Origin of the sequence: Shewanella sp. SR1, from assembly GCF_020447145.1 — a bacterium.
Taxonomy (GTDB): Bacteria; Pseudomonadota; Gammaproteobacteria; order Enterobacterales; family Shewanellaceae; genus Shewanella; species Shewanella baltica.
The window spans coordinates 1-24,504 of the sequence record NZ_JAJAEF010000037.1; the positions used below are offsets into that span (position 1 = coordinate 1).

General features: G+C 47.6%; 19 protein-coding genes and 1 pseudogene. 16 read left to right on the plus strand and 4 right to left on the minus strand.

Features of this window, described 5'->3' with window-relative positions:
• Positions 1–439: 439 nt before the first annotated feature.
• The 3 genes from KV201_RS20995 to fadI all read right to left on the minus strand — a co-directional run bounded on the left by KV201_RS20995 (position 440) and on the right by fadI (position 4,483).
• Positions 440–640 carry a hypothetical protein gene (locus KV201_RS20995; RefSeq protein ID WP_115334301.1) on the minus strand — a complete coding sequence of 67 codons (201 nt, stop codon included), beginning with the start codon at positions 638–640 and terminating at the stop codon, positions 440–442.
• 406 nt (positions 641–1,046) lie between these two features.
• Positions 1,047–3,167 carry a fatty acid oxidation complex subunit alpha FadJ gene (gene fadJ, locus KV201_RS21000; RefSeq protein WP_226060466.1) on the minus strand — a complete coding sequence of 707 codons (2,121 nt, stop codon included), beginning with the start codon at positions 3,165–3,167 and terminating at the stop codon, positions 1,047–1,049.
• A gap of 5 nt (positions 3,168–3,172) precedes the next feature.
• Entirely contained in the window at positions 3,173–4,483 is a 1,311-nt protein-coding gene (gene fadI, locus KV201_RS21005; RefSeq protein ID WP_226060467.1) for an acetyl-CoA C-acyltransferase FadI, read from the minus strand.
• Positions 4,484–4,745: 262 nt separating this feature from the next.
• On the opposite strand from fadI, the gene KV201_RS21010 reads away from it, so the two are divergent.
• From KV201_RS21010 to KV201_RS21085, 16 genes and pseudogenes are all read left to right on the plus strand, one after another.
• Positions 4,746–5,702, plus strand: a complete 957-nt coding sequence (locus KV201_RS21010; RefSeq protein ID WP_006082248.1) for a MoxR family ATPase — start codon at positions 4,746–4,748, stop codon at positions 5,700–5,702.
• A 24-nt stretch (positions 5,703–5,726) separates the two neighbouring features.
• Positions 5,727–6,680, plus strand: coding sequence for a DUF58 domain-containing protein (locus KV201_RS21015; RefSeq protein WP_226060468.1), 954 nt, complete (start codon positions 5,727–5,729; stop codon positions 6,678–6,680).
• Positions 6,681–6,682: 2 nt separating this feature from the next.
• Positions 6,683–7,339, plus strand: coding sequence for a DUF4381 domain-containing protein (locus KV201_RS21020; RefSeq protein ID WP_226060469.1), 657 nt, complete (start codon positions 6,683–6,685; stop codon positions 7,337–7,339).
• A complete protein-coding gene (locus KV201_RS21025; protein ID WP_226060470.1) occupies positions 7,333–8,355 on the plus strand; it encodes a VWA domain-containing protein in 1,023 nt (340 codons plus the stop codon). The genes KV201_RS21020 and KV201_RS21025 overlap by 7 nt, the downstream gene beginning before the upstream one ends.
• Positions 8,352–10,442 carry a VWA domain-containing protein gene (locus KV201_RS21030; RefSeq protein WP_226060472.1) on the plus strand — a complete coding sequence of 697 codons (2,091 nt, stop codon included), beginning with the start codon at positions 8,352–8,354 and terminating at the stop codon, positions 10,440–10,442. The genes KV201_RS21025 and KV201_RS21030 overlap by 4 nt, the downstream gene beginning before the upstream one ends.
• Positions 10,436–12,130, plus strand: coding sequence for a BatD family protein (locus KV201_RS21035; protein ID WP_226060473.1), 1,695 nt, complete (start codon positions 10,436–10,438; stop codon positions 12,128–12,130). Before KV201_RS21030 ends, KV201_RS21035 begins: the two co-directional genes overlap by 7 nt.
• A 72-nt stretch (positions 12,131–12,202) precedes the next feature.
• Entirely contained in the window at positions 12,203–12,766 is a 564-nt protein-coding gene (locus KV201_RS21040) for a sigma-70 family RNA polymerase sigma factor (RefSeq protein ID WP_006085483.1), read from the plus strand.
• Positions 12,759–13,463, plus strand: coding sequence for a DUF3379 domain-containing protein (locus KV201_RS21045; protein WP_226060474.1), 705 nt, complete (start codon positions 12,759–12,761; stop codon positions 13,461–13,463). The genes KV201_RS21040 and KV201_RS21045 overlap by 8 nt, the downstream gene beginning before the upstream one ends.
• A 157-nt stretch (positions 13,464–13,620) precedes the next feature.
• A pseudogene (gene putP / locus KV201_RS21050) lies at positions 13,621–15,073 on the plus strand (sodium/proline symporter PutP).
• A 353-nt stretch (positions 15,074–15,426) separates the two neighbouring features.
• Positions 15,427–16,740, plus strand: a complete 1,314-nt coding sequence (locus KV201_RS21055; RefSeq protein ID WP_107404240.1) for an OmpP1/FadL family transporter — start codon at positions 15,427–15,429, stop codon at positions 16,738–16,740.
• Between the two features lie 103 nt (positions 16,741–16,843).
• Positions 16,844–17,230, plus strand: a complete 387-nt coding sequence (locus KV201_RS21060; RefSeq protein ID WP_107404239.1) for a VOC family protein — start codon at positions 16,844–16,846, stop codon at positions 17,228–17,230.
• A 146-nt stretch (positions 17,231–17,376) separates the two neighbouring features.
• On the plus strand, positions 17,377–18,093 hold the full coding sequence (locus KV201_RS21065) for an SIMPL domain-containing protein (RefSeq protein WP_012089608.1): 717 nt from the start codon (positions 17,377–17,379) through the stop codon (positions 18,091–18,093).
• 171 nt (positions 18,094–18,264) lie between these two features.
• The gene (locus KV201_RS21070) at positions 18,265–19,278 is read left to right on the plus strand and encodes an efflux RND transporter periplasmic adaptor subunit (RefSeq protein WP_226060476.1); all 1,014 of its coding nucleotides are present in this window, start codon (positions 18,265–18,267) and stop codon (positions 19,276–19,278) included.
• A 36-nt stretch (positions 19,279–19,314) separates the two neighbouring features.
• The gene (locus tag KV201_RS21075; RefSeq protein WP_226060478.1) at positions 19,315–22,557 is read left to right on the plus strand and encodes an efflux RND transporter permease subunit; all 3,243 of its coding nucleotides are present in this window, start codon (positions 19,315–19,317) and stop codon (positions 22,555–22,557) included.
• 42 nt (positions 22,558–22,599) lie between these two features.
• Positions 22,600–22,812, plus strand: coding sequence for a DUF2892 domain-containing protein (locus tag KV201_RS21080; protein ID WP_006082265.1), 213 nt, complete (start codon positions 22,600–22,602; stop codon positions 22,810–22,812).
• Between the two features lie 118 nt (positions 22,813–22,930).
• A complete protein-coding gene (locus KV201_RS21085; RefSeq protein WP_226060479.1) occupies positions 22,931–23,347 on the plus strand; it encodes a rhodanese-like domain-containing protein in 417 nt (138 codons plus the stop codon).
• 343 nt (positions 23,348–23,690) lie between these two features.
• Here KV201_RS21085 and KV201_RS21090 read toward each other — a convergent pair whose 3' ends face one another.
• Complete coding sequence (locus KV201_RS21090; RefSeq protein WP_226060480.1) at positions 23,691–24,182, minus strand: GNAT family N-acetyltransferase; 492 nt, start codon at positions 24,180–24,182, stop codon at positions 23,691–23,693.
• Positions 24,183–24,504: the final 322 nt, after the last annotated feature.

The following is a 24,504-nucleotide window of genomic DNA, read 5'->3' on the forward strand; positions in this document are numbered from 1 at the left end:
TGCTGGTCATCCTGCAGTGAAGTTCAAATCACTAGAAGTTGCTGGTCATCCTGCAGTGAAGTTCAAACCATTCGAAGTTGCTGGTCATCCTGCAGTGAAATTCAAATCACTAGAAGTTGCTGGTCATCCATGCGTTAAGTTCATTAACTCTGAAGTTGCATAACATTAATCAGGTTAGGGAGAGTGACTATGCTAAATTCAATCAAAAAAGCACTCGGTTTATCCAAGCCAGCGCGTAAAAAAGTTAAGTTGCCAGAAGGCTTAAACCACCTTGAAGTGATTTCTGCGAAAGGTTGGTGGAACTAATTTAAGTCCTGTAGCCATGAGTCTGAATCATGCTTTGTTATAGAAAATTAGGCTAGAAACAATAAAGGGAGCACTAGCTCCCTTTAGTTTTACATAAATATAAAAGTGTTAAAAGACATAACATGTTGATAGATTAGCTATTTAATATTCCTTCTTCACTACAACGGATTTTCCTCAAAGCTAAATGGCGGTGTGTCGTAAAGAGCGGATAAGCCAGAGGCCCGAGCACAAAACCCAGTAATGTCCAATGCGTAACAGAAAGGCCTGCGGTAAATGCAGCTAAGCCGAAGTACCAAGCAGAGATTAATGCGATAAAGATAACCAGCAAAACCACAAACCACCTCTTTGAAAACAACTAAAAATCATAAATGTAGAGAAACTAATTCCCCATCAAAATGCGGATACGACTCGCTTAATTTTGCTGATTGATGCACATGTTAAATACGCCGTTTTAACAGCAGGATAAATGTACTCCGCACAGTGCAGAAACGAGCAGCACTCATTCATCGCTATGCTCTCAGCAGTGAGCACTGAGCACTGAGCACTCACAGTACAGAAAACAGAGCACGGCTCTCTCGATCAAGGGCTCGGATTATACAAGATCCACATCTAAGTTATGAACGTTTTTTAGGCAAAAACATGCCTTGTGGCAATAAAAAAAGCGGCAATAGCCTGCCGCTTTTTTGTTCAACCTTGATTGACTAAGACCTAGATTAACTATGACTTAGATTCACTGAAACTTAGAAAAAGTGCGCGTTTTCTTGAGCCATGGTTTTTAAGCGCTCACAAGGTTCGAATCTGCTACCCAATTGGCTTTGATAACCTTCAAGAATTCGCACTAAGTTCGCGGCACCCAAAGTGTCAATATAGTGGAATGGGCCACCGAGGAATGGCGGGAAGCCAATACCGAAAATGGCGCCAATATCACCATCTCTTGGCGATGCGATAATACCGTCTTCTAAACAACGCACCGCTTCGTTGAGCATTTGTACGACACAACGCTCGGCAACCGCTTTTGCGTCTTTATTGGTGCCAGGCTTAATGCCTAACACGCCATAAACACTCTCATCGACAGCTTTAGCTTTCTTGCTCGATGCGCCGTATTGATAGAAACCTTTACCATTTTTACGGCCTTTACGATCGTCACCCAAAAGCTTGTCAAAAGCCGCTGGCGCTTTAAAACGTTCACCCAATTCTTTTTCGAGGATTGGTGAAATCTTAGCGCCCACGTCGATACCCACTTCGTCGAGTAAAGTAATGGGGCCCACAGGGAAACCAAACTTAACCAGCGCTTTATCAAGATGTTCAACACTTTGGCCTTCAAGTAATAATTGCGCGGCCTCGTTCATGTAAAGCGCAAGAATACGGTTCACGTAGAAACCCGCGCCGTCTTGTACCACTATCGGTGTTTTACCTTGCTTACGGGCAAATGCGACCGTGGTCGCAATGGTTTCTGGTGACGTTTTAGCATGGGCAATCACTTCCACCAGCGGCATTTTTTCTACTGGCGAGAAATAATGCAGACCAATCACGTTCTCAGGACGCGTTGCAGCTTCGGCGATTTGGCTAATAGGCAAAGATGAGGTGTTTGACGCAAAAATGGTGTGCTCACCACACTCACGCTCAATGTCTTTCACCATTTGATGCTTAAGCGCTAGGTCTTCAAATACCGCTTCCACAACGATGTCGGCATCTTTAACGCCTTTATATTCAGTCGTTGTGGTCATCAGTGCCATTAGGTTGTCACGGGCAGCAGGCGTCATATGACGGCGCTTAACCCCTTTATCCAACAGCTTGTATGCGTAAGCTAATGCATTACTTAAACCTTTTTCGCTGATGTCTTTGACACGAACAGGGATTTTAGCCTTGGTCGTTGTGACAGATGCGATACCGCCACCCATTAAACCGCCACCTAAGATCACCGCTTTTTTCACTTTACGCGGGCTTGCACCTTCAGCGCCGGTTTCTTTCTTCATTTCTGTGGTCGCGAAAAAAATACTGCGCAGCGCTTCAGATTCTTTCGATACCACTAATTCGGCAAAATGACTGGCTTCGACCTCTAGCCCTTTTTGCATCCCCTTAGCAATTCCTTGGCGCACGCAATCAATGATCTTGGCAGGCGCAGGATAATTACCTTGGGTTTTCTTTTCGACCTGTTTAGTCGCTTGATCGAAAATAATGTTACGGCCAAAACTCGTGCCTTCAAGCACTTGATTAACGAGTGACTTTTTAACAGGCTTCGGAACTCGTTTACCCGCAAGCGCCATCTCAACTGCGGTTTGTAACAGAATCGTCTGCGGCACAACATCATTCACTAAGCCCATTTTTAAGGCTTGTTTAGGGCGAATTTGTTTACCGGTCAACATCATATCTAAGGCTGTGGTAATGCCGACTAAACGTGGCAAACGTTGAGTCCCGCCGCCGCCTGGCAATAAGCCAAGTTGAACTTCCGGAACGCCGAGAATTGTCTTGCCATCGTCGCTACATACCCTTTGATGACAGGCTAAGGCTAACTCTAAACCACCGCCTAAACAGGCGCCATGGATTGCCGCAACCACAGGAATCGTTAAGGCTTCTAGCTCATTGAAAACTACATGACCTTGTTGGGATAAGGCTTTGGCATCGCTCGCCGTTTTACAAGCATCGAGCATAGAAATATCTGCGCCCGCAACAAAAGAATCTTTTTTGCCTGAGATCAGCACTAAACCGCGAATGCTCGAATCACTTTTGATCTCGGCCAGAATCTCACTGATTTCAGGGCCAAACTGCGCTTTTAGGGTGTTCATGGTTTCGCCAGGAACATCCATAGTCAAAATAGCAATGCCGTCGTCGCGGCGGATTAAATTAAAGGTCTTTTCCATGCCGATTACTCCACTTCCACTATCATTGCCACGCCCAAACCACCAGCCGCACAGGCCGTTGTTAGGCCAGTTCCACCACCACGGCGCTTAAGCTCACGACACACTTGGGTGATCAAACGGGTTCCCGTTGCAGCAAAAGGATGGCCGTAGGCAAGCGAGCCGCCGAGCACGTTAAACTTGCTCATGTCGATTTCACCAATTGCACGGTTACGGCCGAGTTTTTCTTCGGCAAATTTTTTCGAAGCAAACATCTGCATGTTCGCTAATGTCTGCGCCGCAAAAGCTTCGTGCATTTCAATCAGGGTAAGATCTTCTAGTTCCATTCCAGCACGTTTCAGCGCCAGTGGCGTCGCGTAGGACGGTCCCATCAGCATGTCTTGCCACACATCAATGGCGCTAAAGGCATAGCTCTTAATGTAACCAATGGGTTGATAACCTAAGGCTTTCGCTCGACCTTCGCTCATCAGGATAATCGCTGAGGCACCGTCAGTCAGTGGCGTACTGTTGGCTGCCGTCACAGTACCATGCTGTTTATCGAATGCAGGACGCAACTTAGCGTATGACTCCAGTACCGAGTTTTCGCGGATATTGTTATCGCGATCGATAAACTGTTTATACGGCGGCACATGGGCAACCATCACTTCGTCACGAAGATGGCCCGAAGCCCAAGTTTCACTCGCTAAGGTGTGCGAGCGGTGCGCTAAGGCATCTTGATCGGCGCGGCTAATATTGTAGGTTTTTGCCATTTGCTCAGCGGTTTGTCCCATAGACAAGCCCGTTGAGTACTCGGCTACCGCAGGCGGCACAGGTAATAAATCTTTAATGCCTAAACGACGGAAAATTTGTAATTTTTGCCCAAAGCTACGGGCTTTATTCAGATCGACTAACGCATGGGCTAATTTTTTCGACACACCGATAGGCAATACAGAGGAAGAGTCGGCGCCGCCCGCAATACCGATTTCGATATTGCCCGTCATGATAGATTCGGCCACGTTTACGGTAGATTGGAAGCTAGTCGCACAGGCACGAGTGACACTATAAGCATCGGTCGACACATTCATGCCAGTACCGAGTACGATTTCACGGGCGATATTAGGTGCAGCCGGCATTTGCACCACTTGTCCATAGACCAGCTGCTCAATCAGTTTAGGGTCAAGTTCAGAGCGCGCCAATAATTCATTGACCACCATTTTGCCCATATCGAGCGCCGATACACCGTGGAATGCCGTGGCTTGTTTTGCAAATGGCGTTCTTAAGCCCGCTACAATTGCGATACGCTCACCCTTGGCATTCGTAACCTGTTGTCTATCACTCATTTGTCACCCTCTTTATGTGCGCAATCGCTGAGAGATTTCAGGCGGCGCTAGCTATTTCCGTGTTTGACCCATTGTTTTACGGCGAAAAACGCCCAATAACAGGTCTGACCATTAAAGTGTGATCTGATTCTAACTTCTTGTCAGCAAGTTTTAAACACCTGTTTGTTTTTTTAACACTAGCCAAACCCTAAGGGAATTCTTTACCATATCCGTTGTCTATAGCCCACACACGCATTTTCAACATAATAAAACGAGTAGCATCATGCCTTTGAGTCGCTTCCATGCATTACGCACTTACCTAAATAAGGTTGTTTTAGGGCAGCCAGTATTGACCGAAAATCTGCTCATTGCCTTAATTGCCAATGGCCACTTATTAGTTGAAGGTCCACCGGGACTGGCTAAGACACGTGCGGTGAAAGCCTTATGTGACGGGGTTGAGGGCGATTTCCACCGCATTCAATTTACCCCAGATCTGCTGCCTGCCGACTTAACCGGCACAGATATTTATCGCTCGCAAACCGGCACCTTCGAGTTTGAAGCCGGACCGATTTTCCACAATTTGATCTTGGCGGACGAAATTAACCGCGCCCCCGCCAAAGTACAATCAGCCTTATTAGAAGCCATGGCCGAAGGTCAAGTTACCGTCGGTAAGCACAGTTATAAGCTGCCACCGCTGTTTTTAGTGATGGCAACCCAAAATCCATTAGAAAACGAAGGCACTTATCCTCTGCCCGAAGCACAGCTTGACCGTTTTTTAATGCACTTGAATCTTGATTACCCGAGCGGCGAGACTGAAATCGAAATTCTGCGCCAATCCCGTAAAGAAGCACTCACCCACGAATTGCCGACGACTGAGCCGATTGCTCAGGCCGATGTGTTTGCCGCCCGTGACGAAGCCATGGAAATCTATCTCGCCGAGCCACTCGAAAAATACATAGTCGAAATCGTTATGGCGACCCGCGAGCCTTTGCGTTACAGCGAAGACTTAGCGAAATGGCTTGAGTACGGTGTCAGCCCACGCGCCACTATTTCGTTAGAACGCTGCGCCCGCGCCCGCGCTTGGCTGCACGAGCGAGATTTTGTTTCACCGGAAGACATTCAAGCCGTTGCACCGAATGTGTTAAGACACAGATTATTACTCAGTTACCAAGCGCAAGCCGAAGGCGTAAGCCGCGATCAGGTGATCAACCACATCTTGAGTCAAGTAGCAGTACCTTAACGGTGAAGATAAAGGTGAAATAAGATGAGTGACACTGCGCGACTCTCAGCCTCGGCCGATGGCTTGCCGCTGTTTGCCGATGGCTTGCATTTAACCGAGCAAGAGCTGCTGGCGTGCCAAAATATCGCCCGTGCTATGCCCGAGCGTTACAGCCGTGCCCGCGCTAATTTAGCGGGCCATCGCAGCAGCTTAATCAAAGGCCGCGGGATGGAGTTTGCCGAGGTGCGCCACTATCAACAGGGCGACGATGTGCGCACCATTGATTGGCGCGTAACCGCTCGCACGGGCAAAACCCACACTAAGTTATTTATCGAAGAACGTGAGCGCCCGATTCTGTTGTTAATCGACTTGAGCCAAAGTCTCTATTTTGGCTCAAGTTTATTGCTGCAATCGGTGCAAGCAGGACACTTAGCGACCACCTTAGGTTGGAATGCCATTAACCATGGCGATAGACTCGGCGCCTTGATCGCGTGCGAGTCTGAGCATCTAGAGCTTAAACCCCGCAGCCGTCGTCAGGGCATATTGCAATTGATCTCAGGCCTGCGCCGTGTGCATGAGAATCAACTCAATCATGTTGGCAGCGGCCAGCGCGATCCTGATCATATCCTGCGAGCCTGTCAGCGATTACAACGCATCGCCAAACCCGGCTCCTTGGTTTGGATAGTGACCGATGGCAGCCATTTTAGCTCCCAATGTATCGCGCCATTAACCGAGCTTAAACGTCATTGTGATGTGGGCGCCTACCTGATTACCGATCCCCTGCGCCAAGGGACACTGCCGTTACCGCACAACTTTAGCTTGCCAGTACGGGATGGGGAGGAGGACTTAGTGCTCACCCGCCACAGTTATCAGGCTTGGCTTGATATCCAGCTGCGTCAGCAAAGGGACTTTATCGCCATGATGCAGCAACTGCGCGTGCGCACCCAGCTCATCGATGCGGGTGCTCCCCTAGCCCATCAATTGGAATTATTGCGTTAACTATGGATCCAGCAACAGTGAATTCAGAAATAGTGACACCAGTGATAGCAAATCCACAGGCTGCAGTTCCTATGGCTACAGCGCCAAACCCAGCGCTGGCGGATCTGCAGGATATCATTCATCCCGATCCAATCGGCGCATGGCCTTGGGCAATCGGTTATTGGTTGGTCCTCGGGCTAGTGATTGCTCTCATCACACTTTTAGTTATCTGGCTAAGAAAACGCGCCCGTGACTTCGCGCCGAAAAAAGCCGCGAAACAGTTACTCAGTCAGCTTGATAGACAAGCGCCGTCCTATGTCTCTGACGTCAATAGCCTATTAAAGCGTACCGCCATGAGTTACCTCAGCAGAGATGCAATAGCCTCCTTAGATGGTGAAGCTTGGGCGACTTGGCTAGACAGCTATTTACCCGCGCCTAAACGCCAACGTATTGGCGCCTTGTTGGCCAAACGTCATCAACCAACGCCGTTGACCTTAGCTGAAGCCAATGAGTTACATGAACTCGCACAAGCTTGGTTGGCATCGAAAGCAACACTGAGTGCGCCTGAGCAGACTCTTGTTAAAACTAAGGGCTACGTTCAAGCGAGTGGCGACGCTCAAGCTAAAAGCCAAGCGCCAATCCAGCCAGCTGACACCAAACAACCGGAGGCACGATGTTAACAATTGCATGGCCTTGGCTATTGATATTACTGCCTTTGCCTTTGATTTTTTGGCGCCAACAAACCGTACAAGTGGATGGTGGCCGGCTGCAACTCCCCGGAATAAGCCAAACAGGCAAACAAAGCTTAGCGGCCAACACGCGCCAGAGTCGCAAACGCTACTGGCTGATGTGGTGCCTATTAGTACTCGCTATCGCCCGTCCGCAATGGCTTGGTGAACCTATCGAACTGCCGAGCCAAGGCCGCGATCTGATGATGGCGGTGGATTTATCCGGCAGTATGCAGATTGAAGACATGGTGGTAAATGGTAAAACCGTTGACCGTTTCACTTTAATTCAGCACGTTGTCAGTGACTTTATCGAGCGCCGCAAAGGCGACCGTATCGGTTTAATTCTCTTTGCCGATCACGCCTATTTACAGGCGCCACTCACCCAAGACAGACGTTCAGTGGCCCAATTTTTAAAAGAAGCACAAATCGGCTTAGTCGGTAAACAAACCGCCATAGGTGAAGCCATAGGGCTGGCGGTAAAACGTTTCGATAAAATGGACGAGAGTAACAGAGTGTTGATTTTATTGACCGACGGCTCTAACAACGCGGGCAATATTGAGCCGGAGCAGGCGGCGCAAATTGCCGCTAATCGTAAAGTTACCATTTACACTGTCGGTGTCGGTGCCGATGTGATGGAGCGCCGCACACTCTTTGGCCGCGAGCGGGTTAATCCTTCGATGGATCTGGATGAGAACCAACTTAAGCATATCGCCGAAGTCACCCACGGTCGTTATTTCCGCGCCCGCAACAGCCAAGAGCTCGACCAGATTTACCAAGAAATCGATAAACTCGAACCAGTGAGTCGCGATCAATTAAGCTATCGTCCGCAGGCAGATTTGTTCTATTGGCCGCTGGCACTGGCGTTACTGACGAGCCTGTGGATTGCCTTAGGTCAATTACCATTCTTTGCAGCGAGCCGCGTTAAACCCTCTGTCGTAACCACTTCACAGGGGAACATTAAATCATGAGCCTACATTTTATTCGCCCAGAATGGCTACTTGCCCTAGTGCCACTGGCTTTAGTGTTGTTGAGTTTATGGCGACAACACGAGAGCCACAGCGCGTGGAATCGGTATATTGCGCCGCACTTAGCCAAAATATTGGTCACCCAAGGCAGCAAGAAATCCCGCCGTCCGTTGCATTTATTAGCTTTCACTTGGCTGATTGCGACTTTTGCGCTCGCCGGACCTGCCGTTAATAAACAGTCCTTACCTGTGTTTGCCGCCGAGCAAGGCCGCGTACTGGTGATGGACATGTCTGTGTCTATGTTCGCTACCGATCTGGCGCCGAACCGTTTAACCCAAGCTAAATTTAGGGCTACGGATCTCCTGCGTAATCTTAAAGAAGGTGAAACAGGTTTAGTCGCCTTTGCCGGCGATGCCTTTACGATCAGCCCGTTAACGCGCGATACCGGCACGCTACTCAATTTATTGCCGACCTTGAGCCCTGAGATCATGCCCGTTCGTGGCTCAAACTTAGCGGCAGGTTTAACCCAAGCTAAAACGCTACTGGCTCAGGGTGGGCATATTCGCGGTGATATTATCGTGATGACAGATGGCATAACCGCAGCCCAATTTGATGACGCTAACTCGGCATTAAGTGGCACGCAATATCGTCTTGCGGTCGTCGCTTTTGGTACCAGCCAAGGCGCGCCAATTCGTCTCCCCGATGGACAATTGCAGCGCGACAGTAGCAACGAGGTCGTTGTGGCCAGCACTGACTTTGGCTTGCTACAAAAACTAGCAGCGGATAACAAAGGCGTGTTGATCCAAAATCGTACCGACGGCAATGATCTGGCCCAATTACAACATTGGTTAAGTGATACGGGCGATGCCAAAGCCACAGATCTTGACGGTGAAACCTGGCAGGATCTCGGCCCTTATCTCGCCCTGCTATTACTGCTGCCCGCCCTTTTCAGCTTTAGGCAAGGAATCGTGGCAAGCGTTGGATTTGCCACTCTCATTAGCGGTTTACTGCTCGCGGCCGCGCCTCAGCCTGCCCATGCCAGTGTGTGGGACAATGCCTGGGACAATGTGTGGAAAACGCCAGATCAGCAAGCGATGCAGGCCTATCAATCCCAAGATTATGCCAACGCCGCTAAGCAGTTTGAGTCACCCCAATGGCGTGGCAGCGCCCAATATAAGGCAGGTGATTATGAGCAAGCGCTGAAAACCTTCGAGCAAGATAGCTCAGCCCAAGGCCTCTACAATCAAGGCAATGCGTTGATGCAACTCGGTAAACCCGATAAGGCTAAGGAGCGCTATCAAGCCGCACTTGAAAAACAAGCCGATTTCCCAGCGGCGAAGGCCAACCTTGAACTGGCTGAAAAGCAATTGAAACAACAGCAAAAGCAGCAAGGTAAAAACGATCAACAGGATAAGAACCAAGATCAACAAGGCGATCAGCAGTCCGGTGATTCCAATTCAGGTGACCAACAGTCTGGCGACCAACAATCCGGTAATCAGCAGTCGCAGGATAAACAACAATCTGACCAAGATAGCGCTCAGAAAGATAAGCAAGATCAAGCGGGACAAGAGTCTCAGGATCAACAGGACAATGCCAATCCTGAGCAAAGCCCTGAGCAGCAAAAAGCGGATGAGCAACAGTCTGAGCAAGATAAGCAAAATGGCAATGCTCAGGACAAGCAGGATGAAGCTCAGCAAGATCCCGCTGAAGATAAAGCGCAACAGGATCAACAAGCCAAGCAGCAAAATGCCGAGCAGGATGCAAAGGACAATTCACCTGTAGATAATGAAGCGAAGATGCAGGCGCAGGCTAACGCCGATGCCGAGGAGCAAAAATCCGCTGAACAAGCAAAGCAAAGCGTTGGCGCCAAAGAAGCTCCAGAGCAAAATGCGCAAGATAAACAAGAGGCTGCTATGAGTGATTCTGTCGAAGCGCCGCCCACCAGTAGCGAACCGCTTCCCGCAGAAATGCAGCGAGCACTGAGGGGAGTGAGTGAAGACCCTCAAGTGTTACTTCGCAACAAAATGCAGTTGGAATATCAGAAACGCCGTCAAAATGGCCAAATATCAAAGGATAACGAACAGTGGTGATCAGACAATTTTTTATCCTGCTACTCCTTGCCATCGGAGTGGCTCATCCCGCCTTTGCACTCAGCAAAATTGAGGCATCGGTCGATCGCAATCCTGTGATGGAGGGCGAATACTTTGTGCTCAATATCAGCGTCGATGATGAAATCGATACCGGTAAGCTAGATACGTCCGCCCTGCTGAAAGACTTTATTGTTGGTCGCACCAGCGTGAGTCGCAGCACACAGATCATGAACTTCGATGCGGTCAAAGAGACTCGCTGGCAAGTGTTGCTCGCGCCAAAACAAAAAGGCCAGTTAACCATTCCAGCCTTTACTATTGATGGCATCAGCTCGGCGCCGATCCCACTCAAAGTGGTCGAAACGGGCAGCCAGCCCGCGCAAATGAACAACCTATTCATCGATGCCAAAGTGTCAACTGACGAGGCCTATGTCGGGCAGCTCATTACCTACAAGGTCAAACTCTATCTAGCGGTAGAATTACAAAGGGGCGTATTGAGCGCACCAGTAATCGAAGGCGCGCAGATCAAACAAATCGGCGAAGATAAGGATGGCTCTGAGATAGTCGATGGCCGCCGTTACCGCGTGATTGAACGCACCTATGGCATCATTCCCGACTTACCCGGCCAAGTGAACATCAAAGGCGCAACCTTTGCGGGCGATGTGCTAGTTGAATCCCAACGCCGCGGCGGCATGTTTGGCTTTAATGAAAGCCGCCCAATGCAAGCGGGCGCGCCCTCACTCACAGTGCAAGTGAATCCTGCACCGACAAGTTTCCAAGGCCAATGGCTGGTTGCCGATTTAGTGGTGTTAAAAGAGAACTTCCCTGAGGATATTAAAGAATTTACCGTCGGTAGCCCTATTACTCGCACTATGACTTTATTGGCTTCTAATGCCGATGAAAATAGCCTGCCAGATATAGTGCAAACCCTTCCTAATGAACTGAAGTCATACCCTGAAAAACCTCAGCGACAAACCTTTGTGCGCGATGCACAAATTGTCTCCCAGTACAGTATTACGTCGGCAATCGTTCCCAGCAAAGCGGGAACATTTACCCTGCCCGAAGTCAAAGTGCCTTGGTGGAATCCGCACCTTAAACGTCAAGAAACCGCGACGCTCCCCGCACGCACCATAGTGGTAACAGGCGGTGCGGTCACAGATGCGCCCGCCCAAGCCTCTTGGCAAGCCAATTCAGTGGCCGACAACAATGACTCCTGGATGGTTAAGGTGTTTGCTGCGCTATGGCTGATCACTCTCGTCGCTTGGATCATCACTTTAATCGCTTGGCGCCGCGCTTTAAAAAACCAATCGGCCGCCCCGACAGCCCTTAACGCTTCAATGAGTTCAGCACAATCAGTAAATGTTGCGGGCTTACAGGGATTGGAGCAAGCCTGTGCCAGTGGCGATGTGAGCCGCATTATGTTGCAGTTACAGCGCTACTTCAGTGAGTTACAGCAAGCGCCTATGACACTCGATAAAATTGCCGAGCAGTCACCGCAACTCGAACAGGCGATACAGCAACTGCAAATTGCCGCCTATAGTGCGAAGGCCGATGCCAACAGCCATACTGACAGTGCAAATACTAACAAGCTGACCGTAGAGTGCGCCGCATTGCTTAACGCGGTTAAGGCTTGTGAGCATAAACATTCAAACCCAAAATCGGCGCCATTAAGCCCACTGAACCCTAAGTAAATTAAGGATTTAATGAGAGAGAAGCGAGCTCAACTATGCTAAAAATTCAGCCAACAAGCCGAAAAAATAAAAATGTTTGCTAACTGGCGTAAGAAATCCGTCGAGCCCGCGGTCTCTTCTGACATGCTAAGTAAACAACGACGATACAACAGCCTAGTCAAGGCGCTACATGCAGACATCTTCCGCTACGCCTACTGGTTATGCGGCGATAAACACGTGGCTGAAGACATTACCCAAGAAACCTTCTTGCGGGCGTGGCGCTCTTTGGATTCCCTCAAGGATGATAAAGCGGCGAAGGCATGGCTGATCACGATTCTGAGGCGTGAGAATGCGCGGCGTTTCGAGCGTAAACAGTTCGATTATTCCGACGTTGAGCAAGATACCTTAGAGGACAATATCTCCAATAGCAGTGAAGAGCAGACCGAGCAATATCTGATCCGTCGGCAAATAGGCAAGCTGGATATCGAATACCGCGAGCCACTCTTACTCCAACTGATTGGTGGCTTTAGCGGCGATGAAATTGCCGAGCTGATGGAGCTCAATCGCAACACCGTAATGACGCGTTTATTTCGGGCGAGGAGCCAATTGAAAGAATTACTTGAGAAGAATGATGTGAGAGGTCAATCCAATGGATGAGCTTAAATTTAGACGTCAAGCTTATGAAGATCCTCATAATCAAGATGCTGATTTTCTGGCGCAAATTACTGCTAAGCCAGAAAACCAAGCCTTAATCAATGAGCTCAAAAACCTTGATGCCAAACTGACAAATGCATTGAAAGTAGAAGTGGCGGACGATCTCGCCGATAAGCTGATTTTGCGTCAGCAGTTACAACAACACCATAAACACCGCCGTCAGACGGGCTTTTTAGTGGCGATGGCGGCCTCGGTAGCATTTGTGGTGGGGATCAGTTTTAGTCTATTGCGTTTAGGGCCAATCGATTTAGCTGAACATGCACTGGCCCATGTCTACCATGAAGGTGTTGCTTTACAGGTGGATCAAAACATCAACTTTAATCAGGTCAATGCGCAGCTCGCGTCGATGAAAGACTTTGGCAATGCCAAGTTCACTCAACAACCGGGCAAAGTGTATTACACCTCCTATTGTGATTTTCAAGGGGTGAAAAGCCTGCACTTAGTGCTACAGGGCGAGCAAAGCAAGGTTACACTCTTTATCGTGCCACTCGAAAAACGTATGGTGTTAGACAAAACCTTCGCCGATGGCAAATACCAAGGAATGGGCTTTGAAACACCCGATGCGTTTATTTTGCTCATAGGTGAAGATAAAGCAGACCTTAGCTACGTGAAAGACGAAATCAAGAATACCTTTATCTAACCCCATCTTATCTCTGCTATTTTTAAATTAACCTCCGATATTTTCACGCGATCGGAGGTTAGATTTTAATCACACTTCTATCTGCTAATGGGCGATTGTTCAAACATCTGGTAGCATGCTTGCCACTTTTAATAATAACAAGATGGGAAAAGGCAAGATGACGATTGAAACCCCGATTTTAATCACATTTGTTGGTTACTTAGTATTGATGATGGGCATAGGTTTTTGGGCTTACCGTGCTACCGATACTGTTGATGATTATATTTTAGGTGGCCGCAAAATGGGCCCCGCTGTGACCGCACTCAGTGTGGGTGCATCCGATATGTCAGGTTGGCTGTTACTGGGTTTACCCGGCGCAGTTTACTTAGGCGGCTTAGGTGAAGCTTGGATTGGCATAGGATTAATTTTTGGCGCTTGGCTAAACTGGCTATTTGTCGCCAGACGACTGCGTATTTACACTCAACTCGCCGATAACGCCCTCACCTTACCGGATTTCTTCGAGAAACGTTTCCACGATACCCAAGGCTATCTCAAGCTCGTCTCCGCAATCACTATTTTAGTGTTTTTTACTTTCTATGCTTCCTCAGGCATGGTCGGTGGCGCGATTCTGTTTGAAAAAGTCTTTGGTCTCGATTACACAGTGGCGCTGGTGATTGGCTCAGCCATCATAGTCGGTTACACCTTTATTGGTGGCTTCTTTGCTGTGTGTTGGACAGACTTCTTTCAAGGCTGTTTGATGCTTGTCGCCCTCTTAATCGTCCCCTTTGCCGTTTTCTCTCACCCTGAAAGCCACGCCGGAATTGAAACTATCGATCCTGCGATGTTGGCCTTGGTCAGCGACAAAACCACAGTGATAGGCATGTTGTCTTTACTCGCATGGGGTCTTGGCTATTTTGGTCAGCCGCATATTTTGTCGCGCTTTATGGCGATAGGCAGTGCCGATGCCCTGCCCTTATCGCGCCGTATTGCCATGAGCTGGATGGTCTTATCTTTAATTGGCGCATTAGCCACAGGTATTGCTGGTTCTCTGTATTTCGCCAATGCGCCACTGGCGAATTCAGAAACGGTATTTATTCATTTAGCCCAAGCCGCGTTTAACCCTTGGATTGGTGGTCTACTTATTGCGGCCATTTTGTCGGCCATCATGAGCACTATCGATTCACAGTTGCTGGTGTGCTCAAGTGTTATCACTGAAGATTTTTATCGTAAATGGTTACGCCCTCAAGCGGATGATCGCGAGTTGATGATGGTCGGTCGCATGGGCGTGCTGGCGATTGCCGTGATCGCAGGCATCATTGCCCTCAATCCTGAAAGCAGTGTATTAAGCCTTGTGAGTTATGCTTGGGCAGGCTTTGGTGCGGCCTTTGGTCCTGTCGTCTTATTATCGCTATTTTGGAAGCAATACAGCCGTAATGGCGCCATTGCTACTATTATTGTCGGCGCATTAACGGTCGTAATTTGGAAGCAACTGACGGGGGGGGATTTTCGAGTTATACGAAATCCTCCCAGGATTTGTGTTCGCCACATTTGCCGGTATTTTGGTGAGCAAATTGTCTGCACCGAGTGAAAATGTAACAACAGAGTTCGAACAATTTAAGTCTGCACTCTAGTTTCGACACGCTTATATAACTTAAAAAGCGCACACTTGTGCGCTTTTTACATTTTGTATCCTTTTAAATACTCAACACACAATTACAAACCGTTAACGTCAATTGAAACCTATCGTTAAACCCAAAGCCCTTCATATCAAGCATCTGGCCAGACCATTCAAGCGTACTAAAGTTCAACCTCTGTTTTAAAGGTTTTTAATTAACTGAAAATTAACAATTTTCACATCTGGTCGGACTTGTTGAGGGTAGATTCAGTCCATAAGATGCCGAAGACTAATAAATGGATTTAAATACTTTCGGCTGACTAGGACCGAATAAAAATCCAATACTTATAAAAAATAGAGAGAATTATAATGAAAACATTCAACAAGACACTCATTGCCGTTTCTGTCGCATTAGCAAGTACTCAAACCTTAGCTTCAGGTTTTCAACTCAACAGTCAATCAGCCACAGGTATGGGCCGTGCATTTGCTGGTGATGCGGTTATTGCCGATAACGCTTCTGTGTTATCACGTAACCCTGCTGCTATGGCATTATTCGATAAAGATGCGATCTCATTCGGCTTAACTTATGCCGATATTACTGTTGATGTTAAAGACGTTAACTTTGCCGGTGGTGCCGTTGACTTAGGCAGCATCGATGATGCGGGTAGCTCTAAAATTATCCCTAATATTTTCTACATCCACCCAATCGACGATAAGTTCGCCGTGGGCTTTGCTGCGTTTTCTAACTTTGGTACCGGTACCGATGCCAGCTCACTTTCAAAGAGTTTACCTGCAAACTCACCAGCACCTTATGATTTACTCGGCGAAACAGAAGTCACAACGGTTAACTTTAACGCCAGCCTTTCATACCGTATTAATGAAATGTTCAGTATCGGTGCGGGTGTGGATGCCATCTACGGTGAAGGTCGTTTAACCCGTAACATGGGCACTACGCCTTTGGTTGACGTCGACGCTGACGGCTGGGCCTTCGGTGGTATAGTGGGTGCCACTATTGAGTTAGATAAAGATAACCGTTTCGGTATCAGCTATCGTTTCAGCCCAACAGTGAATGTTAAAGGTGATGTCAATACAATTACATCAAACACTTTACCAAATGTTGGTAAAGTGAATGTTGCCACCAGTTTTGATAGTTTAGATGTACCACTCGCCGATATTTTCCAATTTGCAGGTTTCCATCAGCTAACGTCTAAATTTGCAGTGCACTACACAGCGCAACACACCCAATGGGGTAATTTTGACCAAATCACTGCTAAAGATGGTGTAGCAACTATTCTACCCGGCCAAACAGGCGCTGGTATGTCTATGGATATTGGTGACAAGGCTCTGAAAGAATACCAATGGAAAGATTCATGGTTATTCAGCCTAGGTGGTACTTATACTATCAACGAACAATTCACCGTTCGTGCAGGTTATATGCATGACCAAGGCGTTGTGGACGAAATTAGCTCAATTTCATTCCCAGACTCTGACCGTAACTGGTATACAGCGGGTATGAGCTACAACATCAACCCACAAAACACCGTTGACTTTGGTATCGCTTATATTAAAGGTGAAAAAGTTCACCTGATCGAAAACAGCTCTATCACAGGCATAGGTCCTGTGAATGCAATTACTGAATCAAGCGGTATGTACTACTCAGTTCAATACAGCTACCAGTTCTAAGCTAAACGCTTAATCCTAAAAGCCGCATTTTTTGCGGCTTTTTTGTATCTTAAGCATTTATTGCCTAAAGTTAATTCATACTCCTATACACGCAGCTACGGCTATGGCTAAAGTCATTGGACTCGGTGGAATTTTCTTTAAAAGTGCAGATCCCGTTACCTTGGCAACTTGGTATAAAACCCACCTTCAGGTCCCCATTGAAAACTGGGGCGGCGCCGCGTTTTATCACACAGATAAAGCGACGCTCGGCTACCATGTTTGGACGCCCTTCGCCCATAGCACGGACTATTTTGAGCCTTCAGATAAGAGCTTTATGTTCAATTTTATCGTTGATGATCTGGCCCAAGCGCTCATGCAGGTCGAACAAGGAGGCGGTCAGCTCGTGGGTGACATTGAAGATTCAGAGTTTGGCCGCTTTGGCTGGTTTATCGATCCCGACGGCAATAAAGTCGAATTATGGCAGCCAAGTGTTATTCCTCCGGAAAAATAGCCCGTCTCAATAAAGCGACATCAAGCTGATATCGCCAACTTGTCTCCCTCAAATCTTAAGCGGCATCTATCCCGAATAAACCCAGTGCATGACTTAGGTTTATTGGGTATCGTAGGCTGAGTTTATCTAATCAAGAGATTCTTTTTATGGAAAAAAATAACATCCTTCCTGCCCTGCTGCTGGGCGGTTTCCTTTGTGCTGGGCTTGTGTATGTTGGTCAGACAGCAAGCACAGCGTTATTGCAGATGAAAGCTATGGAACGCACAGTGACAGTCAAGGGCTTAGCGGAAAAAGAAGTCAAAGCCAATGTAGCGATTTGGCCAATTAATTTCACTGAGGTTGATAATAATCTGCCTAAACTCTACGAGACGGTTCAGCAAAAAACCGACCGCGTCGTGGCGTTTTTAAAGGAACAAGGATTTAGCGATAGCGAAATTACCGTATCTTTGCCTTCAATTGAAGATCGCCAAGCACAAGGTTATGTCGACCCCAACGTCAGATACCGTTACTCGGCAAAGGTGAATTTGTCGGTTTATACCCCGCAAATTGATTTAATGCTCAATACCCGTAAGCAGATGATTAGCTTAGTGAAGGAAGGCATAGCGATCGCCAGCCAAGAGTATGACAATCGCACCGAATTCCTGTTTACCGATCTCAATTCAGTCAAACCTGTGATGGTGCAAGAAGCCACTCAAAATGCCCGTGAAGTGGCGGAAAAATTTGCTAAGGATTCAGATTCTCGCCTCGGAAAAATTAAAACCGCTAGCCAAGGCCAGTTCACTATTTCGGATCGCGATAACAGCACGCCTTACATTAAACAAATTCGCATTGTGTCCACACTCACCTACTATTTAAATGACTAAATCTTAGGCTTAGTCGGAACTCACTGAAACGATAGGAATAAGGCACTTATGGGCCTTATTCCTAAATTAGGGAAATACACTATATTAAATTTTTCTAATAAATATTGATTGCCTATTGAAAATAACTCCATTAGAATTTACTCATGAATTACATCTGGGATGATATGAATTATGACGTCAATTTCTCGCGTTCTTTTCTTACTGCTGGCGCTTGCCAGTACTCAAGTTCAGGCTGCCTCAGTCGAAACCATCGAAGTCTTAACTAAACCCTACGCCAATTGGGTCACCTTAGATGCCACCATAGAAGCAGTAAAAGCGGCGACTGTGTCAGCGCAAACCTCTGGTCGTATCGTCAAACTCAACTACGATGTTAACGATGTTGTCCCCGAGGGAGCCGCCCTACTAGAGATCACCAGTAAAGAACAAGGCGCTGAGCTCGCAAGCTTTGAGGCCGATTTAGCCAAAGCCAAGGCCTTGAATGTTGAAGCACAGGCGCAATACAAACGTTATAAAGAGTTATTTCCCCAAGGCGCGATTTCTAAGGGCGCGATGGACGAAGCCACCGCCAATGCTAAGGCCACAGAGCAAGCCGTAACCGCAGCGCAAGCCCGCGTCATCAAAGCCAGCGAATCCTTAAAATACACTGTGGTATCAGCGCCTTTTAGTGGTGTAGTCACAGAGCGTTTTGTCGAACTGGGCGAAACCGTGAGCCCAGGACAAGCACTACTTTCAGGGTTTTCCGCGAGTCAAATGCGCGCCATTACCCAAGTGCCGCAGCGCTATATCAACCAGCTGAAAATCGCCCCCGAATTCCTCGTCCGTTTAAGTGATGGCCGCGAGTTAACCTCAAAGGATCTCACTATTTTTAGTTTTGCCGATCCCGTCAGCCACAGCTACCAAGTGCGCATTAATCTGCCTGAAAATGAAGCTAATCTTCAACCCGGCACGTGGGCAAAAGCTTCCTTTAAAAATGGCGAGCGAGAAAAAATCCAACTGCCCACCTCAGCGCTACTGACAATGAACGAACTTAGCAGCGTTTACCTTAAAAAGGGCGAAGAATTTGTACTCACCCAAGTCCGTGTCGCCAATCCCTTAGATGGGGAGGTCGAAGTGCTGGCGGGCCTTAAGTCAGGTGATAAGGTTGCCGTTGATGCCTACCAAGTGTTGCTCAACAAAAAGCAATAAATTCCCTAGCGACTTAAGCTTTGTCGAGGTTGTTTTATGAAACATGCTCCAGTACCACAGACCACACTTGGGATTTCCGGTCGAATTGCCGCCGCCTTCCAAAATAGCGCCATCACGCCGCTATTAGCGCTTCTCGGACTCTTGCTTGGCTTATTTGCTATTTTGGTGACGCCAAAGGAAGAAGAGCCACAAATTGATGTCACCTTTGCCGACGTGTTTATTCCTTTTCCCGGCGCGACACCTACCGAAGTTGAAAACTTAGTCACCTTGCCTGCGGAGCAAGTGATCTCAGAAATCAAAGGCATAGATACCCTATATTCGTTCTCCCAACCCGATGGCGCGCTGATTATCGTCATCTTTAAGGTCGGCGTCGCGCGCAATGATGCCATCGTCAGCCTGTACAACCAGATTTATTCCAATATGGATAAATTGCCAAGAGGCGCAGGGGTGGGCGATCCGCTAATTAAACCCCGCGGCATCGATGATGTGCCCATTGTCAGTTTGACCTTGTGGTCAAAGGACAGACAAGTCTCTGCCGAGCAACTGACCCATGTCGCCCTTGGATTAGAAACCGAAATTAAGCGCATTCCCGGTACCCGCGAAATCTATACCGTTGGGCAGCACGACATGGTGGCCAACATACGTATCGATCCCGCCAAGATGAACAGCTTTAATCTGACCTACGACAAGTTAAGACAAAGTCTAAATGACAATAATATGGTCTCTATGCCTGCATCCTTAGTGCAAGGTAATCAAGAGATTAAAGTTCAGGCTGGGCAATTTTTACAATCCATAGACGATCTCAAACAATTAGTTGTCAGTGTCTATCAAGATAAACAAGGCAAGCATATTCCGATTTATTTGGCGGATATTGCCGAAATCAGCTTAAAAAGTGATACCCCTAAGCAGAGTGTTTGGCACGCGGATAAAACCGACATTTATCCCGCCGTCACTATCGCAATTGGTAAACAAGCGGGACAAAATGCCGTCGATATCGCCGACAGTGTGATTGAGCGGATTGCTAAGGTCGACAATGTGTTGATCCCCGCGAATGTCGAAGTCACAGTGTCACGTAACTATGGCGAAACCGCGGCGGATAAATCTAACACCCTTATTTTAAAACTGATTTTTGCCACCAGCGCCGTAGTCGTACTGGTCTTTTTAACCATGGGCGCACGCGAATCCTTAGTCGTAGGTGTGGCCATTATTATAACGCTGGCGATCACCCTTTTCGCCTCTTGGGCGTGGGGATTTACCCTAAACCGCGTGTCCTTGTTCGCCTTGATTTTCTCTATCGGCATCTTGGTCGACGATGCCATAGTCGTGGTTGAAAACATCCATCGGCACATGGCGCTCGGCAAAAAGTCCTTTAGTGAGCTTATCCCTGTGGCGGTCGATGAAGTCGGTGGCCCGACGATTCTGGCGACGTTCACTGTTATCGCGGCACTGCTGCCGATGGCTTTTGTATCGGGCTTAATGGGGCCTTACATGAGTCCGATCCCCATCAACGCCAGTATGGGCATGTTGATTTCTCTAGTGGTTGCCTTTGTCGTCACCCCTTGGCTCAGTCGTAAACTGCTGAAACACAATGACAAGCACGATAGTGCCCAAGCCTCACACGAGGATGAAGCCGAAACTAAGATGGTGCGCCTCTTCACCCACTTAATTGGTCCTTTCCTGCTGGGTAAAAATGCCCGTAAGGCAAGAATGGGACTGGCTGCCGGCGTATTTGTGTTGATCGGTATCGCCGTCGCGCTCCCCGTCGGTCAGCTCGTGGTGCTGAAAATGCTGCCCTTCGATAATAAGTCCGAGTTTCAAGTTATGGTGGACATGCCCGAAGGCACTCCCGTAGAGCAAACCCAAAGAGTGCTACAGGATTTGAGTCGCTATCTGACGACAGTCCCTGAAGTCGAGCATGTGCAGTTGTATGCGGGCACTAACGCGCCAATGAACTTTAACGGCTTAGTGCGTCACTACTTCCTGCGTCACAGCCAAGAGCTTGGCGACATTCAAGTTAACTTAGTGGATAAAAAACACCGCAAACGCGACAGCCACACCATAGCGGTATCGGTGCGTGACGATCTGCAGCAAATTGGCGAGCAATATCAAGCCAATATCAAAGTAGTTGAAGTGCCACCTGGACCGCCAGTGTGGTCGCCGCTGGTTGCAGAAGTGTATGGCCCAAGCCCCGCAATCCGCGAGCAAGCCGCTTACGAGATGCAGGCGCTGTTCCATGAAACCAAAGATGTGGTCGATATCGATATTTTCTTACCCGCTGCCCAGCAAAAATGGCAGGTGATGATCGACCGCAGTAAAGCCAGCCTGATGGCCGTGCCCTACAGCAATATTGTCGACTTGATTGCCACCTCCGTTGGCGGCAAAGATGTGAGTTATTTACATCAAGCCCAGCAAAAACAACCGATACCGATCCGCCTGCAATTAGACGAAGGCGCGAAAGTCGATTTAGAGCAAGTGCTGAATATGAAGTTACTGAGCCAAACGGGGCAATCCGTGCCTGTGTCTGAGCTGGTAACCATCAAACGCGGCAAAATCGATGCACCGATTATCCATAAGAATATGATCCCTATGATCATGGTCGTCGCCGATATGTCGGGGCCACTGGACAGCCCACTCTACGGCATGTTCGACATGGCGGGTAAAATTGATGGCGCCGATGGCTTAGGGTTTGATCAACATTATATTCACCAACCCACAGGGCTAGACTCGGTCGCCGTGTTGTGGGATGGCGAGTGGAAAATCACCTACGAAACCTTTAGAGACATGGGCATCGCCTATGCGGTCGGCATGATCGCCATTTATCTCTTGGTAGTGGCGCAGTTTAGATCGTATCTCGTGCCGCTCATCATCATGGCGCCCATCCCATTAACTGTGATTGGTGTAATGCCAGGCCATGCCCTGCTCGGAGCGCAATTCACCGCGACGTCCATGATAGGCATGATAGCGCTGGCGGGGATTATTGTGCGTAACTCGATATTATTGGTCGATTTTATCAATCAAGAAACCGCATCCGGCGTGCCCTTTGAGCGGGCAGTGATCCACTCGGGTGCCGTGCGGGCCAAACCCATTATGCTCACCGCATTAGCGGCCATGATTGGGGCGCTGTTTATCCTTGATGATCCGATTTTCAATGGCTTAGCGATCAGTCTGATCTTTGGTATTTTTATCTCGACCATACTGACCTTAGTTGTCATCCCAGTGCTGTACTACACAGCAATGAAAAACCGCATGAATACTGTTCAGATACAGACACAAAACTAACCACAACAAAGGCCATTACAAGATGGCCTCAAGGAGTAAGGTATGTCATTAGAACGCAGCATTATGGCTTTTGCCGGATTTATGGTGTTACTGTCACTGGTGTTAACCGCCTATGTGCACCACAACTTTCTGTGGTTAACCGCATTTGTTGGCGCTAACCTGTTCCAAAGTGCTTTTACCGGTTTTTGCCCTGCCGCCATGGTTTTACGCAAATTGGGTGTAAAATCAGAGGCTGAAATTGCCAAGCAAAGCTAAGCCACACAAAGTCACTACTTAATAGTTAAGACTTAAGAGTTAAGAGTTAAGATTTAGGTGAGTAAGTACCCGCTTGGCTAAAACAAGCTTGCCCAAAAGATCGTCAAGGAGAGATAAAGTGACCCACAACCTAGTAATCCGTGGCCAAAGCCTAATGCGCTTAGCCCTGTTAAGCCTGCAGTCGCTGGTACTCATGCCACTGCTACTAATGCCCATGATGGCCAGCGCCGCCGACCAAGACCCTGTAATCGCATGGGATAAAATTGCCGCAGGCGCTATGGTGCTCGATGTCAGAACGCCCGAAGAATTTGCCGAAGGTCATCTAGCCAATGCGGTAAATATTCCCTTTGAGCAAGTGGCAGAGGAGTTTGCTAAGCGCGGCATCGCCAAAGATGCCCCTGTTGTCTTGTATTGCCGCAGTGGCCGCCGTAGCAGTATCGCAACCGAAGCCTTAGTCGCTGCTGGATACACTCAAACCTATAATGGTGGCGGTTATTCCACCTTAGTTGAGGCGCAAAAAGCACCCGCGAAGTAATTCACCGCCATCGAATAGGCTCTAGTGTAGTGTAGCGAAGCAAGTATAAATCACTTAAGCACTGTCACCTCGCTCTAGTCATTCAAGGTTTAACTACTAAAAGCGCCCTTTGGCGCTTTTTTATGGTCTAAGTGAATAAGCTTACTTTACGCAATAGCCTATCAATCAACATTGCTTTATATAAAAAGCTTTTATCCACCCCAACATTAAACTTCTAAGATGGCGGGCGAATGGCGAGATATTGAAGTATCTTATTAGCGTAAATCTATTCAGATAAAAATTAGTAATCGTTTTCGCTGCTACACAAGTAACATAAATGAGCCGATGTATGGCAAAAAATTAACTATCTAACATGTTCAAAACGTAGATGACCTTCATTAACGCCAGTCTCACTAAAACCATTGGAAATCAAAACCCTTTTTGATGCTTCATTTTCCGCTGAAGTATGAGCAATAATGTTCTTTGTTTTTTCAAAAGAGTAAGCATGGGAAACGAGTGTATTAACAATTTCAGTAGCATAGCCACGACGCTGCCACTCAGGTAGCACTGAATAACCAATTTCAACCATCCCATGGCTATCTGGAGGTCCAAAATAACCACCAGAGCCAACTAGCGTTCTTTCTCCTGAAACAGGATTAATATCAATTACATACCAGCCATACCAACCTTTTGCTGCTTCACCGCCATTTTCATAGCAAGCAAGGAAAAACGCCATTGCATCACAATCGTATTCGCCACAAGGCCAAGCATTTGAAACAATTGCATTTAATTTTTCAGCAAGTAACTGTGGTGTTTCAAGCTCTATATGAAGATGATCAGTTGAAGAAGATATCAATACGATCCGCTTAGATGTTATATTTTTTATAATTTTTATTTACTCCAATTTAGGATTTATAGTGCCCAGCCTTAAATTCGTGCACTCACTCGCTTAAACCATGCCACAAGATAAGCAACTTAACCTCATGAATTAATTTAACTTACCACCCATCCAATAGACACGCTATTAGGCAAAATGCTTATATGTTAAATTTTGTGAAAATGCGAAAAATCAAACTTATATATGCAGATTATTAGAAGTAAAGCGCCACACTAATGAGCGTGATAATAATTTAAATGAATATATTTTTTAGACTGCTCTAACGATGAAAAATAAATCA